The organism is Clostridium sp. AF17-21AC (assembly GCF_003461365.1).
Taxonomy (GTDB): Bacteria; Bacillota; Clostridia; order Lachnospirales; family Lachnospiraceae; genus Coprococcus; species Coprococcus ammoniilyticus.
Genome location: NZ_QTWY01000003.1, coordinates 291,822 through 313,760, shown reverse-complemented (window position 1 = coordinate 313,760; position 21,939 = coordinate 291,822). Strand labels below are relative to the sequence as shown.

Annotated in this window: 19 protein-coding genes; 4 read left to right on the top strand and 15 right to left on the bottom strand. The window is 38.8% G+C overall.

Going from position 1 to position 21,939, the window contains the following annotated elements:
- Positions 1 to 81: 81 nt before the first annotated feature.
- The gene (locus DWW85_RS06545) at positions 82 to 831 is read right to left on the bottom strand and encodes an HAD hydrolase-like protein (RefSeq protein WP_242996067.1); all 750 of its coding nucleotides are present in this window, start codon (positions 829 to 831) and stop codon (positions 82 to 84) included.
- A 206-nt stretch (positions 832 to 1,037) separates the two neighbouring features.
- On the opposite strand from DWW85_RS06545, the gene DWW85_RS06540 reads away from it, so the two are divergent.
- The 3 genes from DWW85_RS06540 (at position 1,038) to DWW85_RS06530 (ending at position 5,012) form a co-directional block, all read left to right on the top strand.
- Complete coding sequence (locus DWW85_RS06540) at positions 1,038 to 2,219, top strand: PD-(D/E)XK nuclease family transposase (protein ID WP_117808069.1); 1,182 nt, start codon at positions 1,038 to 1,040, stop codon at positions 2,217 to 2,219.
- 432 nt (positions 2,220 to 2,651) lie between these two features.
- Positions 2,652 to 4,550 carry an oligopeptide transporter, OPT family gene (locus tag DWW85_RS06535; protein WP_117808068.1) on the top strand — a complete coding sequence of 633 codons (1,899 nt, stop codon included), beginning with the start codon at positions 2,652 to 2,654 and terminating at the stop codon, positions 4,548 to 4,550.
- Positions 4,551 to 4,700: 150 nt separating this feature from the next.
- The gene (locus DWW85_RS06530) at positions 4,701 to 5,012 is read left to right on the top strand and encodes a PqqD family protein (RefSeq protein ID WP_161117480.1); all 312 of its coding nucleotides are present in this window, start codon (positions 4,701 to 4,703) and stop codon (positions 5,010 to 5,012) included.
- A 229-nt stretch (positions 5,013 to 5,241) separates the two neighbouring features.
- Here the strand turns inward: DWW85_RS06530 and DWW85_RS06520 are convergent, their stop codons facing one another.
- The 6 genes from DWW85_RS06520 to xerA form a co-directional block, all read right to left on the bottom strand.
- Positions 5,242 to 5,490 (bottom strand): type II toxin-antitoxin system prevent-host-death family antitoxin, encoded by a 249-nt coding sequence (locus DWW85_RS06520; RefSeq protein WP_117808066.1) that lies wholly within the window; start codon positions 5,488 to 5,490, stop codon positions 5,242 to 5,244.
- 145 nt (positions 5,491 to 5,635) lie between these two features.
- Positions 5,636 to 6,736 (bottom strand): PDDEXK nuclease domain-containing protein, encoded by a 1,101-nt coding sequence (locus DWW85_RS06515; protein ID WP_117808138.1) that lies wholly within the window; start codon positions 6,734 to 6,736, stop codon positions 5,636 to 5,638.
- A 31-nt stretch (positions 6,737 to 6,767) separates the two neighbouring features.
- Positions 6,768 to 7,751: a WYL domain-containing transcriptional regulator gene (locus DWW85_RS06510; RefSeq protein WP_117808065.1), complete on the bottom strand. Its 984-nt coding sequence runs from the start codon at positions 7,749 to 7,751 to the stop codon at positions 6,768 to 6,770.
- Between the two features lie 59 nt (positions 7,752 to 7,810).
- Positions 7,811 to 8,929, bottom strand: coding sequence for a DUF3800 domain-containing protein (locus DWW85_RS06505; RefSeq protein WP_117808064.1), 1,119 nt, complete (start codon positions 8,927 to 8,929; stop codon positions 7,811 to 7,813).
- Between the two features lie 36 nt (positions 8,930 to 8,965).
- The gene (locus DWW85_RS06500) at positions 8,966 to 10,078 is read right to left on the bottom strand and encodes a restriction endonuclease subunit S (protein WP_117808063.1); all 1,113 of its coding nucleotides are present in this window, start codon (positions 10,076 to 10,078) and stop codon (positions 8,966 to 8,968) included.
- 10 nt (positions 10,079 to 10,088) lie between these two features.
- Entirely contained in the window at positions 10,089 to 11,072 is a 984-nt protein-coding gene (gene xerA / locus DWW85_RS06495; protein WP_117808062.1) for a site-specific tyrosine recombinase/integron integrase, read from the bottom strand.
- 91 nt (positions 11,073 to 11,163) lie between these two features.
- Here xerA and DWW85_RS06490 point away from each other — a divergent pair, with 91 nt between their 5' ends.
- Positions 11,164 to 11,751 (top strand): restriction endonuclease subunit S, encoded by a 588-nt coding sequence (locus DWW85_RS06490; protein WP_117808061.1) that lies wholly within the window; start codon positions 11,164 to 11,166, stop codon positions 11,749 to 11,751.
- Here the strand turns inward: DWW85_RS06490 and DWW85_RS06485 are convergent.
- The 8 genes from DWW85_RS06485 to DWW85_RS06455 form a co-directional block, all read right to left on the bottom strand.
- Positions 11,730 to 12,287: a restriction endonuclease subunit S gene (locus tag DWW85_RS06485; RefSeq protein ID WP_117808060.1), complete on the bottom strand. Its 558-nt coding sequence runs from the start codon at positions 12,285 to 12,287 to the stop codon at positions 11,730 to 11,732. The genes DWW85_RS06490 and DWW85_RS06485 overlap by 22 nt on opposite strands.
- Positions 12,280 to 13,914, bottom strand: coding sequence for a class I SAM-dependent DNA methyltransferase (locus tag DWW85_RS06480; protein WP_117808059.1), 1,635 nt, complete (start codon positions 13,912 to 13,914; stop codon positions 12,280 to 12,282). Before DWW85_RS06480 ends, DWW85_RS06485 begins: the two co-directional genes overlap by 8 nt.
- A gap of 11 nt (positions 13,915 to 13,925) precedes the next feature.
- Complete coding sequence (locus DWW85_RS06475) at positions 13,926 to 17,111, bottom strand: HsdR family type I site-specific deoxyribonuclease (RefSeq protein WP_181986521.1); 3,186 nt, start codon at positions 17,109 to 17,111, stop codon at positions 13,926 to 13,928.
- A 17-nt stretch (positions 17,112 to 17,128) separates the two neighbouring features.
- Positions 17,129 to 17,335, bottom strand: a complete 207-nt coding sequence (locus DWW85_RS06470) for a helix-turn-helix transcriptional regulator (RefSeq protein WP_008789334.1) — start codon at positions 17,333 to 17,335, stop codon at positions 17,129 to 17,131.
- A gap of 208 nt (positions 17,336 to 17,543) precedes the next feature.
- A complete protein-coding gene (locus DWW85_RS06465; RefSeq protein ID WP_117808058.1) occupies positions 17,544 to 20,021 on the bottom strand; it encodes an RNA polymerase sigma factor in 2,478 nt (825 codons plus the stop codon).
- Between the two features lie 63 nt (positions 20,022 to 20,084).
- The gene (locus DWW85_RS13035; RefSeq protein WP_278286976.1) at positions 20,085 to 20,213 is read right to left on the bottom strand and encodes a hypothetical protein; all 129 of its coding nucleotides are present in this window, start codon (positions 20,211 to 20,213) and stop codon (positions 20,085 to 20,087) included.
- 109 nt (positions 20,214 to 20,322) lie between these two features.
- Entirely contained in the window at positions 20,323 to 21,411 is a 1,089-nt protein-coding gene (locus tag DWW85_RS06460; RefSeq protein ID WP_117808057.1) for a fibronectin type III domain-containing protein, read from the bottom strand.
- A gap of 30 nt (positions 21,412 to 21,441) precedes the next feature.
- Entirely contained in the window at positions 21,442 to 21,795 is a 354-nt protein-coding gene (locus tag DWW85_RS06455) for a hypothetical protein (protein ID WP_117808056.1), read from the bottom strand.
- Between the last annotated feature and the right edge of the window lie 144 nt (positions 21,796 to 21,939).

Below are 21,939 nucleotides of genomic sequence, written 5' to 3'. Positions count from 1 at the left end.
CTTCTATACACCCTTAATATCCTTATGAATACCCATTAAAAGTCTCCTTATAATATCAAAAGGGCTTCTGTCTGATCTCTCTTACAATGTCAGGAGCTCCTCCGGGCTGTTGATGATATATTCCGCACCAGCTTTTTCAAATTCCTCACGGTTTCCATATCCATACAGAACACCGACCGTATCAATTCCGCAGGCATGTCCGCCATCAATGTCAAACATCCGGTCACCGATCATAACGGCATCCTTTTCATGTATCTGTGTCTTAACCTCTGGCTTGGAATCGTCCATCATGACTGCCTCTTCCCGGTCTGCCTGTGGCATATCCGTATCTTCCGCGTCGGCTTCCTTCAACCGCTTCAGGCACTCCGCGATCAGCACCTGTTTGTCCGATCCGGTTCCATCCGGATTGCTTCCTACAACGACATCAAAGTACTGTGCCAGATCGAATTTCGCCAGTATCTTCTTCGTTGGTTCTGTTGGTTTGGAGGTCGCCACTCCGATCTTCGCACCTTTTTCTTTTAAATCCTTGAGTGTCTGTGGGATGCCATCATAGATAGATGTCTCATATAGACCTGTCACATTGTATCGTTCTCTGTACTTCGCTACCAGCCAGAGTGCCTGATCGTGGTCAACATGACATTTGGATGTAAAGGAATCGTACAACGATGGTCCGATAAATGTCTTTAACACTTTCTCCGATGGCTCCGGCAGTCCGGCTGCATCCAGAGCATAGCGGATGCAGTTGAGAATGCCCGGCTCGGACTGGCTTATTGTGCCGTCCAGGTCAAATAAATAGTATTTATACATAGTGTTGCCTTTCTGTCCGTTCAAAATTCACGCCACCATTGTAGCATAGATTGTTTTTTCCCTCAACAACATTGATGTAATCTTGGGTTATGGGGGGATAAACAGCAAAAATTACCGAAAGTTACATCCAGACATACCATTTGTTACATTGGCAGTCTTTTTCCTCTTTTTTCTGCTATGCTGTTCCTGTCGACAAAACAGGCGCCGGAAAATAACGAGGAATAAAATTTATGTATAACAAAAACAATGATAACCACCTTAACAAACAATCGGTATCCAATGAAAAGAACACCACTAAACTGGTAGACATCCACCAGCTCTTTCCTACTCGCACGGAACAGGAATGTCTCGCTGAGCTTCGGAAGCATCCGCGAAGCTACTTTGCTTATCAGAACATGTCGCCAGAATGGAAGAACCGCTTTCTGGGGTTTATGGAGGGTACAAAAACTCTGCCTTTAACTTATGATCCATTTTTCAAGAAACTGTTCAACCCGGACATCTATCCGGAACGGCTATCCAGTCTGATCAGCAGTATCATCGGCACAAAGGTAACAGTTCAGTGCATCCTGTCAAATGAAGACAGCATGCTGCCGTCCACCTCGCTCCTGCTTCTGGATATCCTTGTCCAGTTGGAAGATGGCTCGATCGCAAATGTCGAGATCCAGAAGATCCCATACGCTTTCCCGGGAGAACGTATGTCCTGCTACTCCTCCGATCTCATGCTGCGTCAGTATACAAGAGTGAAAAGCCTGAAAGGAAACGCCTTTACCTACAAGGATCTGAAAACGGTTTACACGATCGTGATATATGAAAAAAGTCCGGATGCATATCTGACTGATGCATTATCCGATATCTACCTGCACCACGGCAGAACTGTTTTTGATACCGGAATCGAACTGAAACTTTTACAGGAATTCTATGTGGTTGCCCTTGACGTTTTCTGTGAAAGTAAGTATGCTAAAGATATTAATGAATTAAATGCATGGCTGTCATTACTGACTGCCCAGTCGGTTGACGACCTTGCTGCACTGGTATCTGACTATCCATGGATGGAAACTATCTGCAAGGATATGTCTGAATATATGTATGATCCGGAGGAGGTGATCACCATGTTTTCAGAAGCACTTCGAATGTTAGATGAGAATACGGTTCACTATATGATCGATGAACTACAAAAGGAACGGGATGAAGCAGTAGCTGCTCTGTCTGAAAAGGACTCCGTGATATCCGAAAAGGACTCTCTGATATCCGAAAAGAATGCCAAAATTGCTACAGTTCTTTCTGAAAAGAATGCGATGATTTCAACCTTATCTGAAAAGGATGCTGAGATTGCGGCTGTTCTTTCTGAGAAGAACGCAATGCTTTCTGAGATCGCAGCTTTAAAAGCACAGCTTGCCGCCCTCAATAAATAAACTATTTTATAACAATAACACATAAAGTAAAAACGCCTGCTGGCTGTATCCATGGAATATACGATATAATGAACGCAAAATCCATTTGCTCGCAAGGATGCAATTTTGCGGAATGCATTGAGTGAGCTTTGCTCACGATATAATGAGCGCAAGAGAGCCGACATGCTTGCATGATCGGCGAACGGCGAATGACAATCACGATAGCAGCGGAAAGTAGCGAAGCTACGAATCGTGATATGATATTCCTTAGGTACAACCAGCAGGCGTTATTCTTTAAGCACATCCCACCCGTTTTCAGTTCTATGACCGGATGCGCGCGGGATGATTCTTCCGGCTTTATAAGCATTTCCCGGCACATTCGAATTTTCTGTGTATGTTTCTGCCAGACTCTGTACATACTAGTGGCATAAAACTATGATTTGAGGGTTGTATATGAAACAATTTAAACCATATATTCCGGCAGACCGGGTGATGCCGGAGCTTACGCCGACATCTGTGATCCTTGGGATCATTCTGGCAGTTGTGTTTGGTGGTGCAAATGCATATCTTGGCTTAAGAGTCGGCATGACTGTATCCGCTTCGATTCCTGCTGCCGTTCTTTCTATGGGTATTGTGCGCATGATCATGCGCCGCGATTCAATTCTTGAAAATAATATGGTTCAGACGATCGGCTCTGCCGGAGAATCTCTGGCTGCCGGAGCTATCTTTACGCTGCCGACCCTGTTCATGTGGGCAGATGAAAATCCCGATATAAAACCTCCATCTTTTCTGATGATTGCATTTGTCGCCATCTGTGGCGGACTGATCGGTGTGTTGTTTATGATCCCACTTCGTACCGCTCTGATCGTAGAAGAACATGGTACACTTCCATTTCCGGAAGGAACTGCCTGCGCTGAAGTACTGCTCGCCGGAGAAACCGGCGGTCACAAATCCACGCAGGTATTTTCCGGGCTTGGTATCTCCGCTGTCTATAAATTTATTGCTGATGGTCTGCATTTATTTCCAAGTGAGATCACATGGACGATTCCTGCCTATAAAGGATCGGGCTTCGGCATGGATGTTCTCCCTGCACTGGTCGGTGTCGGCTATATTTGCGGCGCAAAGGTTGCTTCGTATCTGTTAAGCGGTGCTGTACTTGGATGGTTTGTTATCATGCCTTTGCTCGTTCTTGTTGGAGGTGACAACATCCTGTTCCCCGCTTCCGTTCCGATCCGCGAACTGTCAGTCGATCAGTTATGGGGAAATTATGTGCGGTATATCGGCGCAGGCGCGGTGGCAGCCGGCGGAATCTTCAGCCTGCTAAAATCATTTCCGCTGATCGCATCCACATTTGCCAAAGCCCTGAAAGGCTTCGGACATACAGATGGAAATTCGCGAACATCCAAAGACATTCCGCTTCCTTATGCAATCGGCGGTATCCTGATCGTAGCATTTGGTCTGAGTGCATTTCCGGATATTCCGATCAATCCGGTCACATCCATTCTGATCATTATTTTTGGATTTTTCTTTGCAACCGTATCTGCAAGAATGGTCGGTGTCGTCGGCTCGTCGAATAACCCCGTGTCCGGTATGGCGATCGCAACCCTGCTATTTGCAACGATCCTGTTAAAGCAAGCCGGCATAACAGGATACCGGGGTATGACATCTGCCATCTGCATCGGTACTGTTATCTGCATAATTGCAGCCATGGCCGGAGACACCTCGCAGGATCTAAAAACGGGGTATATCGTCGGTGCAACCCCATATCTGCAACAGATCGGCGAACTGATCGGATCGATCGCATCCGGTCTTGCGATCGGTGGTGTTCTCTATCTGCTGAATGCCGCATGGGGATATGGTTCTACCGAGCTTCCTGCTCCACAAGCAACCCTTATGAAAATGGTCGTTGAAGGTGTTATGAATGGCAATCTTCCATGGGGACTTGTTATTGTCGGCATTTGCATTGCTGTCGTTGTCGAAATCTTAGGTATCTCGGTTCTACCATTTGCCATCGGACTGTATCTGCCGATTTACCTGACAGTTCCGATCATGATCGGTGGTCTGATCCGCCTTTTCATAGAGAAACGCCGCTTTGCCAATGAAGTTTCCCGCGAAACCGTCCGCAATAATGGTATCCTTTTTTCCTCCGGTATGATCGCAGGTGAAGGGCTGGTCGGAATCCTGCTTGCCGTCCTTGCCGTATTCGGCGTAAGTGATCGGATCAATCTGGGACTTATGGGATTCCATCTTGGAAAATGGGGCGGCTGCCTGTTCTTCCTTGCCCTGCTTTTCAGTATGATCTACATGATCCATAAAACGAAGGATAAACAATCATCCAATAACACACTTTAATATCTTCACCCGGAAAGGATTTATTCTCTCATGCAAAAATATAATATACAAAATGTCATTGCAAAACAGAACCATAATCGTAAAGATACCCTCTCGCAATTTTTTATAAAAAGATCAAAATCCGGTTTTCTTTCCCATACTGCAAACTATATGGACAAAATCCCCTGCATCAATCTGAATTATACATGGGAACAGTCGCCCGATGGAATTATTGTGATCGAGATGCCGCATACCGGTTTTTATCACAAGATCGCCCAGAAATATTTTCACAAACCAAAGAAAAGCCATATCAGGCTTGACCGATATGGCAGTACCTTATGGGTTCATATAAATGGCGACAACACGGTATTCAATCTGGTATCCATCATGGAAGAACAGTTCCCCGAAGAAGCTCCTGATATGTTAAAACGTGTTATCGCCTTTCTTGAAACGCTGGAGAGGGTAAGGTTTATATATTTTTAGTATTATTGTGTGTAGTCTTCCCATACAGCATACTTATAATCAGTCTGAAAACTAACTCTTTTGGAAAGCTCTGCGCCTATCACTGGAAACATTTGAAGGTTTTCAAATTTGTTATAAATCTCCTTCCTGTACTGTCCGTGCTGCATACTCCTTATTATCTTCTGCAATATACTCTCGAATTTCTTTCAAATCCTTAACAACAATCGGATTGATCCGTAATTTTAACATTTCATTCCCCCATTTGTTCTTTTAGTTCTTCTATGCTAAGCCAGCCTTCACCATCCTTTACCGCTTCTTCTGCTTCCTGAAGTTTCATCAAAAGCTTCTTTTCTGCTCGATCACGTTCATAATCTTCAATATCCATAACCACAAAACGTCCTCTACCATTCTTGGTCAGATACACAGGCTCTCCTTTGTGACAATTTTTCAGAACTTCATTATAATTTCTCAAATCTGAAACTGGTAAAATGTTAGCCATATACTTTCAACTCCTTCCTTTATGTATTGCTCATTTCTACTAATAGTAAATGCAAAAAAGCTGTAAAATTCAACGTAAATTTTTACAGCTTTCTGCATTTATACAGGTTCCATCCTACAATTTGTGCAGACGGTCTGCACAAATTCTATTCTGTTTCCTTTTCTTCATTGTCCTGCTGCTGAAGATAGAACATTGCCTTTTGAGTTTCAATCTCCGCTTTCAGTTCTTCTTTTGTCGGCAGGTATAATTTGTACTTGGAAGCAAATAATTGTTCATTGCCGTGCATAACAGAATAACGGGCAATATCATCATCTGTATCGGAACAAAGGACAATACCGATTGTTGGGTTATCGCCCTCGCTGCGTTTCAGTTCATCATACATACGGATATACATATCCATCTGTCCTACATCTTGATGTGTTATCTTCTCTGTTTTCAAATCAATAAGGACAAAGCATTTCAGTATGTAATTGTAGAATACAAGGTCGATATAGTAGTCCTGCTTCTCCGTATGAATATGCTGCTGTCTTGCCACAAAAGCATATCCTTTTCCAAGCTCCATCAAGAATTTCTGCAAATTGGAAAGAATTCTTTTCTCAAGGTCACTCTCTGTAAAATCTGTGTTCTGAGAAAATCCTAAGAACTCTGCAACTACCGGATTTTTGATAAACTCCAACTTATCATTCTGATACGGTGCTGTCAGTTCCTTCATTTCACTTTCTACAAGCTCTTTTTTCTGTGTCTTGAGCATACGGTAATAATACTGAGAAGAAATGTTCCTCTGCAAAGTACGGACACTCCAAGTTTGTTCTGCGGCTTCTTTCTCATACCAGTCACGAGCTTCCTTATCTTTAACCTGTAATAACGCTGCATAATGTGACCAAGACAGTAGTCCAACAGATTTTCCAGACGGTGTCTGGAAAATCTCAGGGTAAATCTTATAGAAAGAATAAAAGCTGTACAGATTTGACTTTGTATATCCTTTTCCATATTCAGCCGATAATTCTTTTGCTAACTTTTTTATAATTTCAGCTCCATATTTTGCCCTATCCTCGCCCTGCAATTCTTCACTTGCAATTCTATAACCAAGGAGCCAATTTCTCTGTATCAGCGTTGTATTGACCGCCCGATATGCAGCTTTTTGTGAAGATTCAATAATCCCACACATATCCTTTAAAATGTCATCGGTTTTAACAAAATTATCCATAAAATTATTTTGACCGATTTTTTCTAATTTATTCTCCATAGCCATCGCTCCTTTGGATTTCATTTTCAAATTATTCGCTTTCCTGCATACCCTCATCGGCTTGTGCAATCATCTGTCTGTACTGTTCTTTTACACTTTCCGGTGCAAGTATCTGTACCTTGCCATTAAAGCCAAACACCCAACCGAAAAAAGTCGGACTGGCTGATACTTCGGTCTGTACCCTGAAAGAAGTCATATCATACGCAAGGGTTGTCACATCTTCTCCGAAACGGTCAACCATTGTTTTCATCAAACTGTTATCACATCGTAAATCCACAAGAACTTTCTCGCCGGAGAACATAAAGAAAACTTCTTTTGTGTAATTCTCAATATTAAAATCATCCGGCATAGGAATAATATCCTTATCCAATATCTCAGGTTTTGAAGCAATACGGTCTACCCTGAAATTGATAACCTTACTTTTCTTCTCAGAATATCCGAGAACATAATAATAGTCCCCACACCAGAGAAGTTTATACGGACTGAGCTTATACACTTCGCCCTTATTCTTCAGAACCTTTTTCTTTAATCCGGTGTAATCATAATACTGGAAAGAAATCTGCTTACCTGCATTGATGGCGTCATTTATAGCGTCGATGATGTAATATATCTGCTCATTATCCGGCTTAATTCGATTGACCACATAGTTATTACGCTTCAACTTTGCCACCTGCCCCGGACTGGTCATCGTATGTATCTTCTCAATCAGCGTTTTGCTTTTCTTCTTTGTAATAAACTTCGATGACTCTACTGCATCTATCAGCAGTTTCAGTTCCGGCAATTCAAACTTACGACTGGCTACAAAGTATTTGCTCTGCGTAGAATGGATAGTAACAATGTCCATGCCAAACTCCTGAAGTGCTGCAATGTCTTTCGTAACAGTAGTTCTATGTGCAGATATTCCATATTCATCATTCAATATATTGATTAACTGTGTTGTGGAAAGAGGATTTTCTTCATCTGTTCTTTCCAGTAAAATCTTTTGTAAATATAAAATTCTTGGCTTTGTTTCCATAGCCCGTCCTTTCTAAATTTCACAATACTTTATATGAAATATAACCATTCTCATTTTAATCAAAGTGGTAACTCCACATTCATTCTATCTATATCTTCCATAATTTTTTCTTTGTAGAAATAAAATAGTCCCCAAAATTTTTCCTTGTGTTTCTCAAATTGTCCATATTCATTTCCAAAAATGTCACGAATTACAAAAGGTAACACATAATCTGAAATCTGGGTATCCATCTTTATATGTTCCATTCCAATAGTATTTATAATTCTCGAATAATTTTCAGTAAACCAAATATTATCTGTCCATTGCTTATTACATCTAAATGCTTCAAACGACTTTTCAAAACACTTACGATAAATACTGCTTATATTATCTGCTAACTGAACCAATTCATTTTCTTTACTATCAACAAAATTGATATGTATTTTATTATCTTCAAATGACTGATTATATTCTTCTTCATACCCCATTAAGTTATCGTGATATATTTCTGTCTTGCTCATATCAACTCCGTGTAGATGTTTTAAGCTCAAAAGCATTTCTCCTAATGCCGTCATATTCACAAAATTTACAGTATTTTTGCAGCTATACGCTTCGTAAGTCAACGGAAATTCTCCATAATCCTTATTTTCTAACATAAGCTTAGCAAATGCTATATACAAATTATAATCATTTCTATCCAGTTTCTCATAAGGAAAAGAAATAAGATATTCCAAAAATTCTTTTTTAGAATTATCGGTGTTTTCACATACTGCGGAACAATAATGTAAAAACAGTTCTTCTTTTTCTCCCGCCAAAGCACTTGCCATCATATAAAAAGTTAATGTTTCTTGCTGTTGAAAAGGCACTCCAAAAATATATACCGAAATCAATGTTGACAAGTAAAATATCTTATCATAATTACAGATAAAGAAATGCTTATCATCAAGCACATTGGTTATAAAATATTTTAGGGCTTCATTATTACGCTGAGTCATAAGCTCAGAACCTTTTATTTCTCCTGTAAATCCGAAACGATTCTTAAACTGTCTATACTTGTTCAGTATTTCTATTTCATCTTCTTTATCAGCAACAAAAACACTTCCCAATACAAAATGTCGTTGTCCATCATTAAACAATTGTCCATTTTTGTTTGGCATAATACAGCCAGAATATCCAGATTCATCAAAAAATAATTTCAATTCATTTCTCCTTATGCTAAACGATAATTTATCGTATCAGTCACTGATGGTCGCCTGACCGTTCATCAACATAGGTAAAAGCCAATTTCTAAGAGATGTTAGCTGTTGATTTTCTCTTGTGTTCTCAGAAATAATATCAAACATCGGCATTACTTGACGGTTAAATGCTTCTAATTCCCGCTTTTCAGGAACATAGATAGGTCTGTCTTTAAGTAAAGGCTTTTGCAAATGCTTCAACCCCGTTCCTTGGAAGAATTTTTGGTCAAGTTCAGGCTTGATTGAAAATAACATTAGGTAGAGATAATCCGACATTTCTGATTTTGCAGAAATGCTCCAAGTATCTGTTGAATAGGCGGCTTTACCAACATAAAATTTAACATCAGCGTTACCGCCGGTATTTAAAAAGCAATTTCTACCGTCAACAAATGGTTCGTTCCATTTCAAAATAGTTGCACCGCTTGTAAAGAATGGATATTCGCCATTTGATGTTTTTGCTTCTCCGACCTGAATAGCTGACTTTTCAGCTTCGGTCAAAATGTCTTTTAGTTTAGCATTAGGCTTTTTTGAGAAAAAATTATGCATATAAATGTCATAAGCCATTGCTGATAAATTATCGTTTATTTTACTATTTAAACAAATTTTATCATCAATTTTCTTTAATGCCACAGAAATCCTATTCTGCTCTTCGATATTAGGTAATAACACTGTAATATCTTTAAGAATATCCGTGTTTAGTGAAGGCATAGTTGAACCAACAGCAGCATTTATAATCTGCTTTTTTACGCCATTTCCTTCTAAATATTGTGATAAGAACAACATATTAACTGGTGTTTTTTTTCTTGCTCGAATACAATCAGACCCCTGTACCCAACCATTTTCATTTTGGAAAATATATGCGTGCCTATCAACAGAACCTTTTCTTCCAAAAACTATATCTCCGGTTTTTAGTATGTGTTGTGATAATCTATCTCTTGCTTGTTCTGATATATAATCTAAATTTTCTCTAATAACCATTCCAACACCAATATTTTTCACATTGATAACCGGTATTCCCTCATTCACATATTCACTGGCACTAAATTGAGTTCCAAATGGACCTGTTTGAAAATCGACTAATTCTCCCAGTCTAATTTTTCGCAATTCTTTCATAATACCTCCACTATCCGATATATTTTCTATGAGCCAATTTAACATTGCTCTGTTTGACCATTGCATACTGCAAAGTCGTATCTATTTTTCTATGTCCCAAAAGCTGCTGTAACTGTTCAATAGGCATTCCTTTATCTATTGCCATAGTTGCAAGAGTACGTCTAAATTTATGTGGATGTACCTTGCTAAGACCTAATTGTTTTCCAAAATTTCGCAATCGCACTTCAATACCCCCTATTTTTAATCGCTCATAAGGAGCTTTTAACGATACAAATAGTGCCGGATTATTATCCATTCTGCTCTGCAAATAATTCTGCAAATGTATTTTTGTTCTGGCGTCAAAATAAACAACTCGCTCCTTATCGCCTTTTCCAAAAACAACACATTCACGCTCATTGAAATCTATATCTTCTCGATTTAACAGAACCATTTCTCCAACTCGCATACCCGTTGAAGCAAGCATATCAATCATTGCCAAGTCCCTGAGTTCTGTACAATTATCTCTCATCAATTCAAGTGCTTCATCTGAATAAGTTTCCTTAATATTCGTTCTAGTTTTAACCTTATGTATTCTTCTAACCGGACTTTTCAAAATATAATCCTCGTCCTCAAGCCAAGAAAAAAAGCTGGAAAGTATTCGTCTTATATTATCAATCGTAACTTTACTTGAATTTTTACTTGACTGATATTTAGTAAGGTAACAGCGTATATCATCGGTTACAATATATTTAATACCTTTACCTATACTATCAATCATTGCCTGTATAGTTGCTTTGTAATATTTCAAAGTTTTTTCGGAACAGCCCTCAATTCTCTTTGCCGCTAGGAACAACTCAACCAAGTTCTGCTCCGATAATTCCTTATCCTTTTCCGTCTTTTTGACTTCATAATCAAAAAGTGTATGTTGCAGTACCTCCTGCAATCGCTGTGTTTGTGCATTGTTCAAATAAGGTAGCATACCCTGAACAATATCCGTAATTAAATTCTGTTTCATAGTCAATTCTCCTTTTATATCACTTAGAGAACAACTATGGAGCGGTAGTCCCCTGCTTTAACTCCTGCCACTCACAAGAGTTATGGGATATATGCTAAACGATAATTTAGAGCAGCAAATGCACCTGATTTTTGAAAATATGATGGCTAAAGCAGCAACCCACAAACTTTCTGGAAAATACACTATTGCTCAAAATCTTGCAACCGTTGTTACGGGTAAAGAAGATGCCAATTTTTCTGTACCTAATGGAAAATACAAATTCTTTACTTGCTCAAATACGCCTTTGTCGTGTGATGAGTATGCGTTTGACGCATCTTCTATACTTATAGCAGGTAATGGAGATTTTAATGTCAAACATTATTCTGGAAAGTTTAATGCGTATCAAAGGACATACGTTCTTACTCCAGATAAAAAATATTTTGGTCTATTATATTTAGCAAGCCTATACAGGATAAATTCTTTTAAATCACGTTCTTCAGGCTCGATTGTAAAATTTATTACGAAAAGTGATGTAGAAAATATTCCTGTATTTATACCAAACGACAGGTTTTACTTGCAAGAATTAAACAAATTAATTTATTTACAAGAACAAAATAAACTTGAAAACGAATTACTTGTTAATCTTCGTGACTGGTTGTTGCCTATGCTGATGAACGGTCAAGCCACCATCAGTGATTGATACAGTAAATTATCGTTTATCCTCTTATTATTTTCAATTTTTCTTGTTATTCCATGAATAACTTTTACTATACGATTTTGCTGTCCAATTGTTGGCAATTCAACCTCAATATTCCCTAATATTTCTTGATTCAAATTACTAATACTTGTTTGTTGTGTGTTTGAAAAGAGCTTCCTAAACAAAGGTGACTTGAATAAATAAAGCATATATAATGGGTTTACATTATTATTAGTTATTCTAAATCTGATGCAAAAACCTGAAAAAGTCACTTTTTCTTTAATCTTTTCAATAAGCATAGCTCGTCCAACAAGATTTTTGTTTCCGTTAGAACGAACAAACAGTATATCATTATCCTGCAATAAATAATCCGTGCTTACTATATCCTCGTCAACCTCTTTTAATCCGTCCAATTTTGCCAAATAATTATCTCCAAAATCTGGAACCCCTATCATTTTACAACCAGATAATACTCTCTCTGCCGAAAAATTCAGTCCATTTTTAAATGTACCTATTTCGGATAACTTTACCTTACTCATACTTTACCTTCTTTAACTGCTCCATAATTTCCGTTTTCAGTTTGTCGCCCTCTGCAAAATATTCCTGCAACTTCTCTGCATAGGCACTCATACGAGCATTAAATTCGTCCTGTGATAATTCAACATATTCAATTTTCACATCAAAATACTGTCCTGCTGAAAGTGAATATTTTTTTTCTTTGATTTCATCATAGGTAACAGCAACTGAAAAATCATCAACAGCTTCTTTATTAAGGAATGTATCAACAATTTTATCAATCTCAAAATCACGAAGTCTGCGTTTCTGATTATTACCGTCCTTATATTCTTCTCCCAGTTTTGAAGCATCTATCAGTACAACCTTGTCTGTTTTTCTTGAATTATCGAAAAATAATACTGATACATTCGTTCCGGTATTAGCAAATACATTTGACGGCATACTAATACAGCCATAAACAATATGTTCGTCTACAATATGTTGTAGTATTTTCTTTTCTACACCCGACTTTGCAGTTATAAATCCGGTAGGAACTACAATCGCACCTTTTCCAGTTGATTTCAACGAATTAAGAACGTGCTGAATGAACAATGTGTAAATTGCCATACTCTCTTTCTTCTTGGCAGGTACTTTCGGAACTCCCGCCCAAAAACGAACAGGCATCGCTGCTATACGTTCTCTTGTATCTGAGAAATCCATCTTAAAAGGTGGATTTGAAACTACATAATCAAAAGTTCTTAATTCCTGTCCATTATCACTCTTATGATATGGAGCAATCAGCGTATCTCCCTGAATTGCATGGTCAAGAGAAGAAACCAAACTGTTCAGGATAAGATTAAGTTTTAACATTTTATTACTTCGCTGTGAAATATCCTGAGCAAAAATCGTACACTTATCTTCTCCAATTTTGTGAGCAAGAGCCATCAAAAGTGTTCCTGTTCCGGCTGATGGGTCATAACACTCAATGCTGTGTAAATCAGTTGCATTTCCAACAAGCAATCTTGCCATAATCGTTGCAATAGCGTGAGGAGTATAATACTCTGCATACTTACCACCGCCTGCGGTATTGTAGTCCTTTATCAGATATTCAAATATATCTGCAAAGAAATCATAGTGCTTCTCAAATGCTTCTTCAAAAGAAAAATTTACCAACTTATCAACCAAGGCACGGGCAAAAGGTGCTCTTGCTGTATCGTCCGTTACATACTGTGTCAGCTTTTCAAAAAGCGGTATTTTTGTATTCTGAGCAGTTTGAGTTGAAAATATATCAATATTCTTATCTGCTATATCTGTCATAGTGCTGTCAAAGATTAAATCAAAATCGCCTTTTGCCTGCTGATTCCATAAGTTGGCAATAAGATGTTCCGGGTTAAGTAATGGAATATCTGACGGTAAACTATCAAAAATATCCAATCGGTCATCTTCTGACATTTCTGCATAAGCAAGTTCCCATTTTTCGGCATTTTTAAGAACAGGACTGACTTTTTTTACTTCATATCCGAATTTATCATTAAGGAACTTATAAAGGAAAACCTGAGTGATAATTTTATATTCGTTACCATCGTTTCCCATACCATAGGTCTGACAAGTTGCTTTTAAGGCATCTATCAACTCTATGGTTTTTTCTTTTATCGTCTTTGTTTCTTCCATTGTGTTCTCCTTTATGCCACTGAATAAGTCTGGTTATACTGGTCAAGATACTGTTTTGTAATCCTGCTCTGTATAAATACTCTATCCTCACGAGCACTCGCTATTCCTAACTTATCAATGCCTGCTTTTATTTGTGTCATAACCGTTCTCTCAAAATATGCGTCTTTCTTCAATATATCATTTCTGTCATACACTTTCTGGTCAATATCAGACTTAATAGAAAGCAAAACATTCATAATAGACATATCATACTCTGAAACAATCGGCTGTTTATTTGCTGCTTTTCGAGCAAGATTTTCTTCCCTGATTCTTTTATGAACCCTTGCGAATTTCGCATCGCCATTATATTTCCTCAGCAGAACCGTGTTTTTCTTCTGCAATTCATCAAGCTTTTTTAGAATATCTTCCAGTTCTTTTCCTTGCTCCTCAATCTCAGATACACTCTTAGGTTCAAAGCCGTGTTGCTTGAAGCGAAGCAAAAATGCTTCCTGCAAAGTAATAAACTCAGGGTCATCAGGGTCGATATTCTGTGTAAAAGCACGAACAGTCTTTTTATACTTTTCTGTCACTGCGTCTTTACCACCGACAATTTTTAATTCTTCTTCACTGATTTTGCTGAAATTAAATGTAATATCCTCCATTGCTTCATTGACAAGCAATTTCGTGGTATCATCACTTGCAAAAAGTTCCTTCTGATTTATGTTATCAATATGATGTTGCACCTCTGAAATCAATGATGGCAATTTTGTTAATTCCATTTTTGCAAATGTTTCCTTTAACTCATCATCGCCAAAGGTTCTTACCAAATTACAACAATCACGAGCAGCAATAAGAATTTTTTTAAGTTTAAGCAATTCCTGCTTATCCTCAATCGTGGATATTTCAGAACTAAATTCTTCTGCATTATCTGTGGTGTAGTTAAAAAGAACCTGCTGCACTTCCTGCATTTGTTTAATGAGTTCTGCCGGGTCTTCAATAACCTGTTTGAATGTATCTGTTTCATTTCCAGCACCAACTTCATTCGGGTCATTAAAACGGTTCAGCTCTTTGAGGTATGCTTCATTTGTTTCCTCAAAATTCCTTTTTATATTTGCAAAATCAATGACATAACCATAATGGTTTTCTTTATATGGTCTGTTGACTCTTGTAATTGCCTGCAACAAATTATGGTCTTTCAATTTTCGACCAAAATACAGGCGTTTCAATCTTGGTGCATCAAATCCGGTAAGAAGCATATTGAAAACGATAAGAATATCAACTGTCATATTATTTTTGAAGTCATCAATAATCTTATCTCTTGTATCTTTGTCATCACTATCGTGAAGTATAAGTCCAGCTCGCAAATGACTTTTCATAGAAACGTCTTTATTAAGTTCCGTTTGAATTTCATCAAAATATGCAAACAGCTTCCTTGCCTGCTCACTTGTTTCACAAATGACCATACCGCCGAGCGTATTATCTCCCTGAATTTGTCTAAATCTCTTTAGGTCAGAAATAATATATCTAAGCAACTCTTTGACATAGTTATCGTGTTCAACAATCTGACTTTTCTTTACATCTTTCTTTTCTACCAAGGTTTCAAGTTTTTCATAAATTTCAGAAAGTCGCTCCTTATACTGCGTTTCTATATCCTCACGGATAATTTTCAGCGTATATCCATCTAAAATTGATTTGTCATAATAGTATGTATGAATATAATTACCAAAAACTCTCCAAGATTCTCTTTCTTCTTTCAAAAGCGGTGTTCCTGTCAACGCAATCTTAATCGCATTTTTATCCGCATCAAGAAGATTAGCCAAGAATGAGCCTTCTGGTTTATATCCTCTATGTGCTTCATCAATAATAAATACTCTCTGCAAATTCGTTGCATACGCAGGAAGGTCAACTTTTGACCTATCTTCAGCAAAACGCTGTATATTTACAACTGTAATTTCTGGTTTTCCCGTATTTCCCTCTTGTGCCTGATTGTTACGGAACTGTTCCATAAGTTCAGCACGGGAACTTGCTGTTTTTACAACCAATCCACGAGCTTCAAATTCTTCTGAAGCCTGTTTCAGCAAATCAAGACGGTCAACAATGAAATAAAACTTTGCAACCTTATTTTGCTTGCTAAAATAGTCAGAAAGAACATAAGTCAGGTAATAAGAAAGGGCTGTTTTTCCACTACCTTGAGTATGCCATATAACACCTGAATTAACACCTTCATCAATCTTACTTCTTACTGTTAATGCAGCAAACATCTGTTGATAACGCATTATATGTTTCTGCTCAATAAACTCTATCTTGCCATTTATTTCTTTATGAAAACGAACATAGGCAATTCCATATTTTAATATAAATAACAATCTTTCAGGACTGCACATAGATGTCAGTACTCGATTGGTCGGTGTATAGGTATCTAAATTTGTTTGATATTCCGGAGAAGTATGAATAACCTGACAATTAAAGTCAGTCAATATCTTCTTTTCAACAATCGGGTCAATATCCTTATATGGGAAATCTGCATTATAAGGTGCAATATCCAAATTTGTAGGATTTTCTTCTCTGAAACAGTTGAACGGTGCAGACTGTTTTGCCGTCGTACAATAGAATGCCCCCTGAACCGGAACAATACCACCCATAGTGTCATATTCCATATTATTAGAGAAAATCATCAACTGTGTAATATTCAAAAATCTCCTAAATTTTTTATTAGGAAATCTCTTTTGGTTCATTCTCTTGCTTTCTGCAACCATACCGCCGTGATTATTCGGCTTCTTTACTTCAACAAATACAAGTGGAAGTCCATTTACAAACAATGTAATATCAGGTCTAAATTCATCTTGGTCACGCTTACAAGTGAACTCGGCGGTAAAATGATATGTATTATTCTTTGGATTTTCAAAATCCACCAATCTAACAGGCGAAACAGACGATAAACGCTCGTAAAAACTGCGTCCTATATCATCATTATCTAATTCCTGCCTAATAGTTTTCAATGTCTGTTCCGCTTCTCCTGCGTAGGTAGGATTAAGCCGTGCGAACTGCTCCTTGAAAACGTTAATTAAGATATTGGTATCAGGATCATATACTGTGCCTGCCATATCTTCAGTTATTTTCCCGAAATAAGTATAACCAAGGCGTGTCAAATGAACCATTGCTGGCATTTGAACACGAGTAGCTTCGTTAAACATATTTTTCTTACCACTTGCCGCCATCTTCAGACCTCCTCATATCATTCGTCTAATATGACTTCACATACATCGCCAATATCACAATGAAATACTTTGCAAATTCTCATAAGCACATCAAGGGATACTGTTTCATTCTTATTTAATTTTGTTGCAACAGACGATGAAATCTCCGCAGCACGCATTAAATCTTGTCTTTTCATTTGATTATCAATCATAAGTTTTTGAAGTTTGTTGTAGCTTATTCTCATCTGTAACGCTCCTTCGTATTCTCCGTTCCTTTTTGTTACAGTTACTCATTTGACATTATACTATAAATAATCTATTTTTTTCAAGATATAGGGGTTTATTCGCAACTATCAACCGGAAAGGTGTCACTTTTTACCAACACCTAATACGACATTTTTGAGGATAAGAAAACGTAAAGTGCGTTTCATCGTATCCAAAACATCTTACTATTTACTGTAACCCTGTGCTGAAATATCCTTTTTCCTTATCTACATTATAAATGGCATAGCAGTCAAGGGCATCCGGTATCGGGACATTGTAATAATGAAAGCCCAGCCAGTTCTTCATTCCATCCGGCATATCTGCTGTCGGTGCACCCGGAAGATACACTGTAAATGTCGTTCCACCCGCAATTCCGTAAAGCTCTGTAAATGTGGTTTTGTATCCGTTATCATTTGCAACCACTTTACCGATCTCATCATCATACTTTAAAGTGTCCAGCTCCATTGTGTAAGTATATTTATCAACCTGTTTAATATTCTTAAATGATCCGGAACCGCTGGACGTTGATCTGCCCTCATAATTGCTATCATAATAAGATGCCGTAAAGGTTCCGTCCGGCTTGATATCCATACCGGCTCCCCATGCACCTACTCCACTCGTCAGAATAAATTCTTCCGGCAGATCCTCAGGCAATGTCACTGCTACCTCTCCGGCATTTCCGGCAGAGATTTCTTTCTTATCGGCAGATTTCTCCTGCTTTTTGTCAGATGCCGTTTTGTCCGTTTTTTTCTGTGTGATCTTTCCCAGATATTCCATAGCCTCATCATAAGTCATAGCGGTATCATCCAGCGTACCAAGAACCTCCTTGGCTTTATCCTTGCCCTGTCCATTGTACATTAATAACGTATGAAAATTCTTCTGCAGCTTCTCTACCTGAGCATTATACTTATCCTCTGTGATCTCAGAGCCGTTCTTTTGACATGTGACAACAGTTGCTGAATAATCGTCATTCGGACCTTTCTTTCTTGTCCAGGTTGTTGACTTCTGAAGCATGCCGGAATCATCTACCGTGAATTTGATATAACTGTCTGTATAACTCTCATCTCCGAACCCACTATATGCATATAAGGTTCCCTTTTTGGTTGTAAACAGATAGTAGCTGGTTCCGGAAGCAGCATTTATATCCCAGCCACCATATTCTTCCATATCCGTTCCAAAGATTCTTTTTGCTTTTGTTCCGTCAAAGCTATAAATATCCATCTGTGCAATTGAAGCTTCGTTCTGTTCTGACCTTATCAGGATCATCTCCGGCACATCATCACCTGTCACATCGGCAAACGTGATTGGAGTCTGTTCTTCCTTGGCTGTCTTTGTCGAATAATCATACTCATACTGCCAGTAATAATTGTCGATCTGTGTCTTATAGGATTCAAGTACCTCTTTGTATGCTGCTTTATAAAGACTTTCATCGATAGCTGCCTCTGTAGTTATCTCCGTTGAAGTTTCTGTAGTAACCTCTGTGGTTGCCTCTGTCTCCGCTGTCACTTCTGTTGTAACAGTATCATCATTTGCTTCCGAAGCGGCTTCTGTTGTCGCATTCTGATCTTTCTTCTTATCCTGTGAGTGCTTATATGCAAATCCTGCTCCGACCGCACCTCCTACCAGGGCAACGGAAGCGGCTGCGATCACGATCTTGCCTGTTACCGTTTTTATAAATGCCTGCTTTCCAACTGTAGCTGCGATAGCCTTTCCGCCTTCTACTGCCCCCGCAGCCGATCCGGCAGCTCCTGTCTGTGCTGTTCCTCCGGCTACTTGTCCAGCAGTTTCTCCTGCTATCTGGGATGCTCCTCCGGTCATCTGTCCGGCGGTTCCTCCTGCTATCTGGGCAGCCCCGCCTGTAACATTGCCCGCCATCTGCATAGCACCACCATGAATGATGCCGGCTGCAACATTTCCACCAAGACCTGCCATCTGCTCAAATACATGCGTAACGATCATATTTCCACGTTCTGCCATAAGCAGATATACAAGAAGACACATCGGTGTGTAGCTGTAAAGCTTGTAGCCCTTCTTCTGAAGCTCCTCTGCCTTTGCCTTGATATTCTTACGTCCATAATTCAACCTGGACTTTACGGTATTCTCCGAACAACCCAATATGGTCGCGATATCCCTGATGCTGTAGCCCTCCAGATGGAACATCAGCACACAGACCCTCTGTTCATCCGACAAGGAATCGATCAGCTCATGCACCATATCCTGTGTTTCCTGTACCGTACATGCCATTTCCGGCTGTGTGCTCATATTCTCATCTTCCAGATTGTATTCGAAGACATCCCCTTCATCATTTTCATTCTGCAGATCAGAAAACAGAACTGCCTGCTTCTTCTGAAGTGCGTTAAGCGCTGTATGTGCTACGATCGTACTCATCCATCCCGGAAATGCATTTGCATCCTGCAAACTATCTAATCTGGCAAATGCCTTTATATATGCATCCTGCAGGACATCCATCGCATCCTGTTCATTCTTCATATATTTCATTGCAATGTATAGCTTATTCCTGTATGTGTTCTCATATAAGAATGTAAAGCCTTCTTCCCGTCCTGCCTTCGCCTGCTCCACTGCCTGTGTATAATCGACACAGCTGCCACAAAACGGACAGTTGTATTCATTCCCCTGTAAATCATTTCCACATGTTCTGCACTTCATGTTATCCTGCTCCTCCTGCTTTTTATCTAATCTCTGTAATTATTGATTCTTTTTAACCATTATTTATCTGGACTGCCTGTCGTGCTCGATCCGTTCAAATAATTCTTTCTTTTGCTCTGGATCGTCCGGCAGCTCCTTTCGTTCTTTTCTTAACAATGCAACAAACGCGCACACTGCCTTCCACACATCCATATATCTCACCTCCTGTTTATTGGACAGATCAGGTGGGTAAAAAGTTTTAAGTTTTTGGATATTTTTTGCTTTATTATAGCATACCACAAAATCAGGATAACATTATATTCTATTTCTTTATCTTTACAGTCTTATATTTGCTCCATACAGAGTAACATTTCTTCTCGCGGGAACCTGCCTTTACATAAGAACGGACACGAACATAATAAGTCTTGCCTTTTTTCAGATCCCAGAATGTACAGTTATTGTAATTCTTAAATGGCGCATCATATACTTTCTTATTCTTTTTAAATTTCTTATCCGTTGCGATCTGGATCTGATATCCGGTCGCCTTGTTCTTGCACTTCCATGTTACCTTTAACTTTCCGGATGAAAGATTCTTTACCTTGTTTACAGTGGTCTTCGGAACATCTGTAAATGTCGTCTTAAATGTATACATTCCGGCATAATTTGGATCAACACTATATGGCCAGCCTTTGGTCATCGTGATGTAGTAGGTTCCCTTTGGCAGGAAAAATGTGTATTTTCTGGTTCCCGGTGTAACACCCGTCTGAATATAGTGAATGTCACCATTCGTATTCTCGATCACAACATTCATTTCCTTGATCTTGCTGTTGATCTGAATGTTCATGTACTGGTTCTTTGTCATCTTCATCTTATAGATATCTGTTGTCTCGTTAAATGCAAACTGTCCTTTATAGGTCGTACCTGCCTTATAGGTAAATGCCATCGTTTTCTCATCGTTCTGTGACAGCCATGCCTCGGAACGTGTCTCGCCGGATGCCTTGTATGATGCGGTAAATGTAAACTTGCAGCCGGTATAAAAACCTGCACACAGTGATAATTTATAATCACCTGCTAATAATTCTGCCTTATAGCTGCCATTTCCTTCACTGACTGATGCTGTATAGATCTCATTATCATACATATCGCTGACTTTTATATAATTAAGCCCGGTGTGTGTCTTTCCAATTCCTTCCGTCGCAATCGCAAGAGAAAATGTACCGGATTTCTTCATCGTAAATGTATACTCATATGTATTCTGTGCATCCTCCAACTCGCCACTGTAACTCTGTCCCCATACGATCTGCTGTGGACTGTTTAACACCTCTGCGGATACCTTTCGTGCAGGACTTACTGCACACATCATCACCATTAAAATTACTGCTAACATGATCTGTTTCATTTTTCTACTCATAATAATCTGTCCTCTCTTTCTACATTCTTTTTACTCAACTACTTCAACATCCATCATCTGCTCTTTGTATGCCTTACGGATCGGGATGATCGGCAATCCGATAAAGACCATGATCGAGATGAAGAAGGATACCATACCTGTAACGATGTCATATGGAAATGGTACGATGAGCCAGCCCCATTTTGCTATCTTGCCTGCCATTCTCACCGCAGTTCCAAACCCTCCGAAGAAGTAGGAAACAATGCCTGCCATAACTCCATACCCCATCATAGACATCGGGATCCTGCCACCAAAAATACCGGAAAGGACAAATCCTAAAACGGTTAAACAGGTTGCTCCCAATGCGATGTACTGTGCGATTTCGATTCTTTTCATTTTCTTCATTTTTTATTCTCCTTTTCTTTATCTGAGGAGCATTTTTTATCCGGAAATTCATCCATAAAAAATGCAACCTCTGTATCGTTTCACCTATATGACACAGAGGTTGCAAAAAAGTTTTATATTTTTTGAAATTTTTTAAAAATTTTT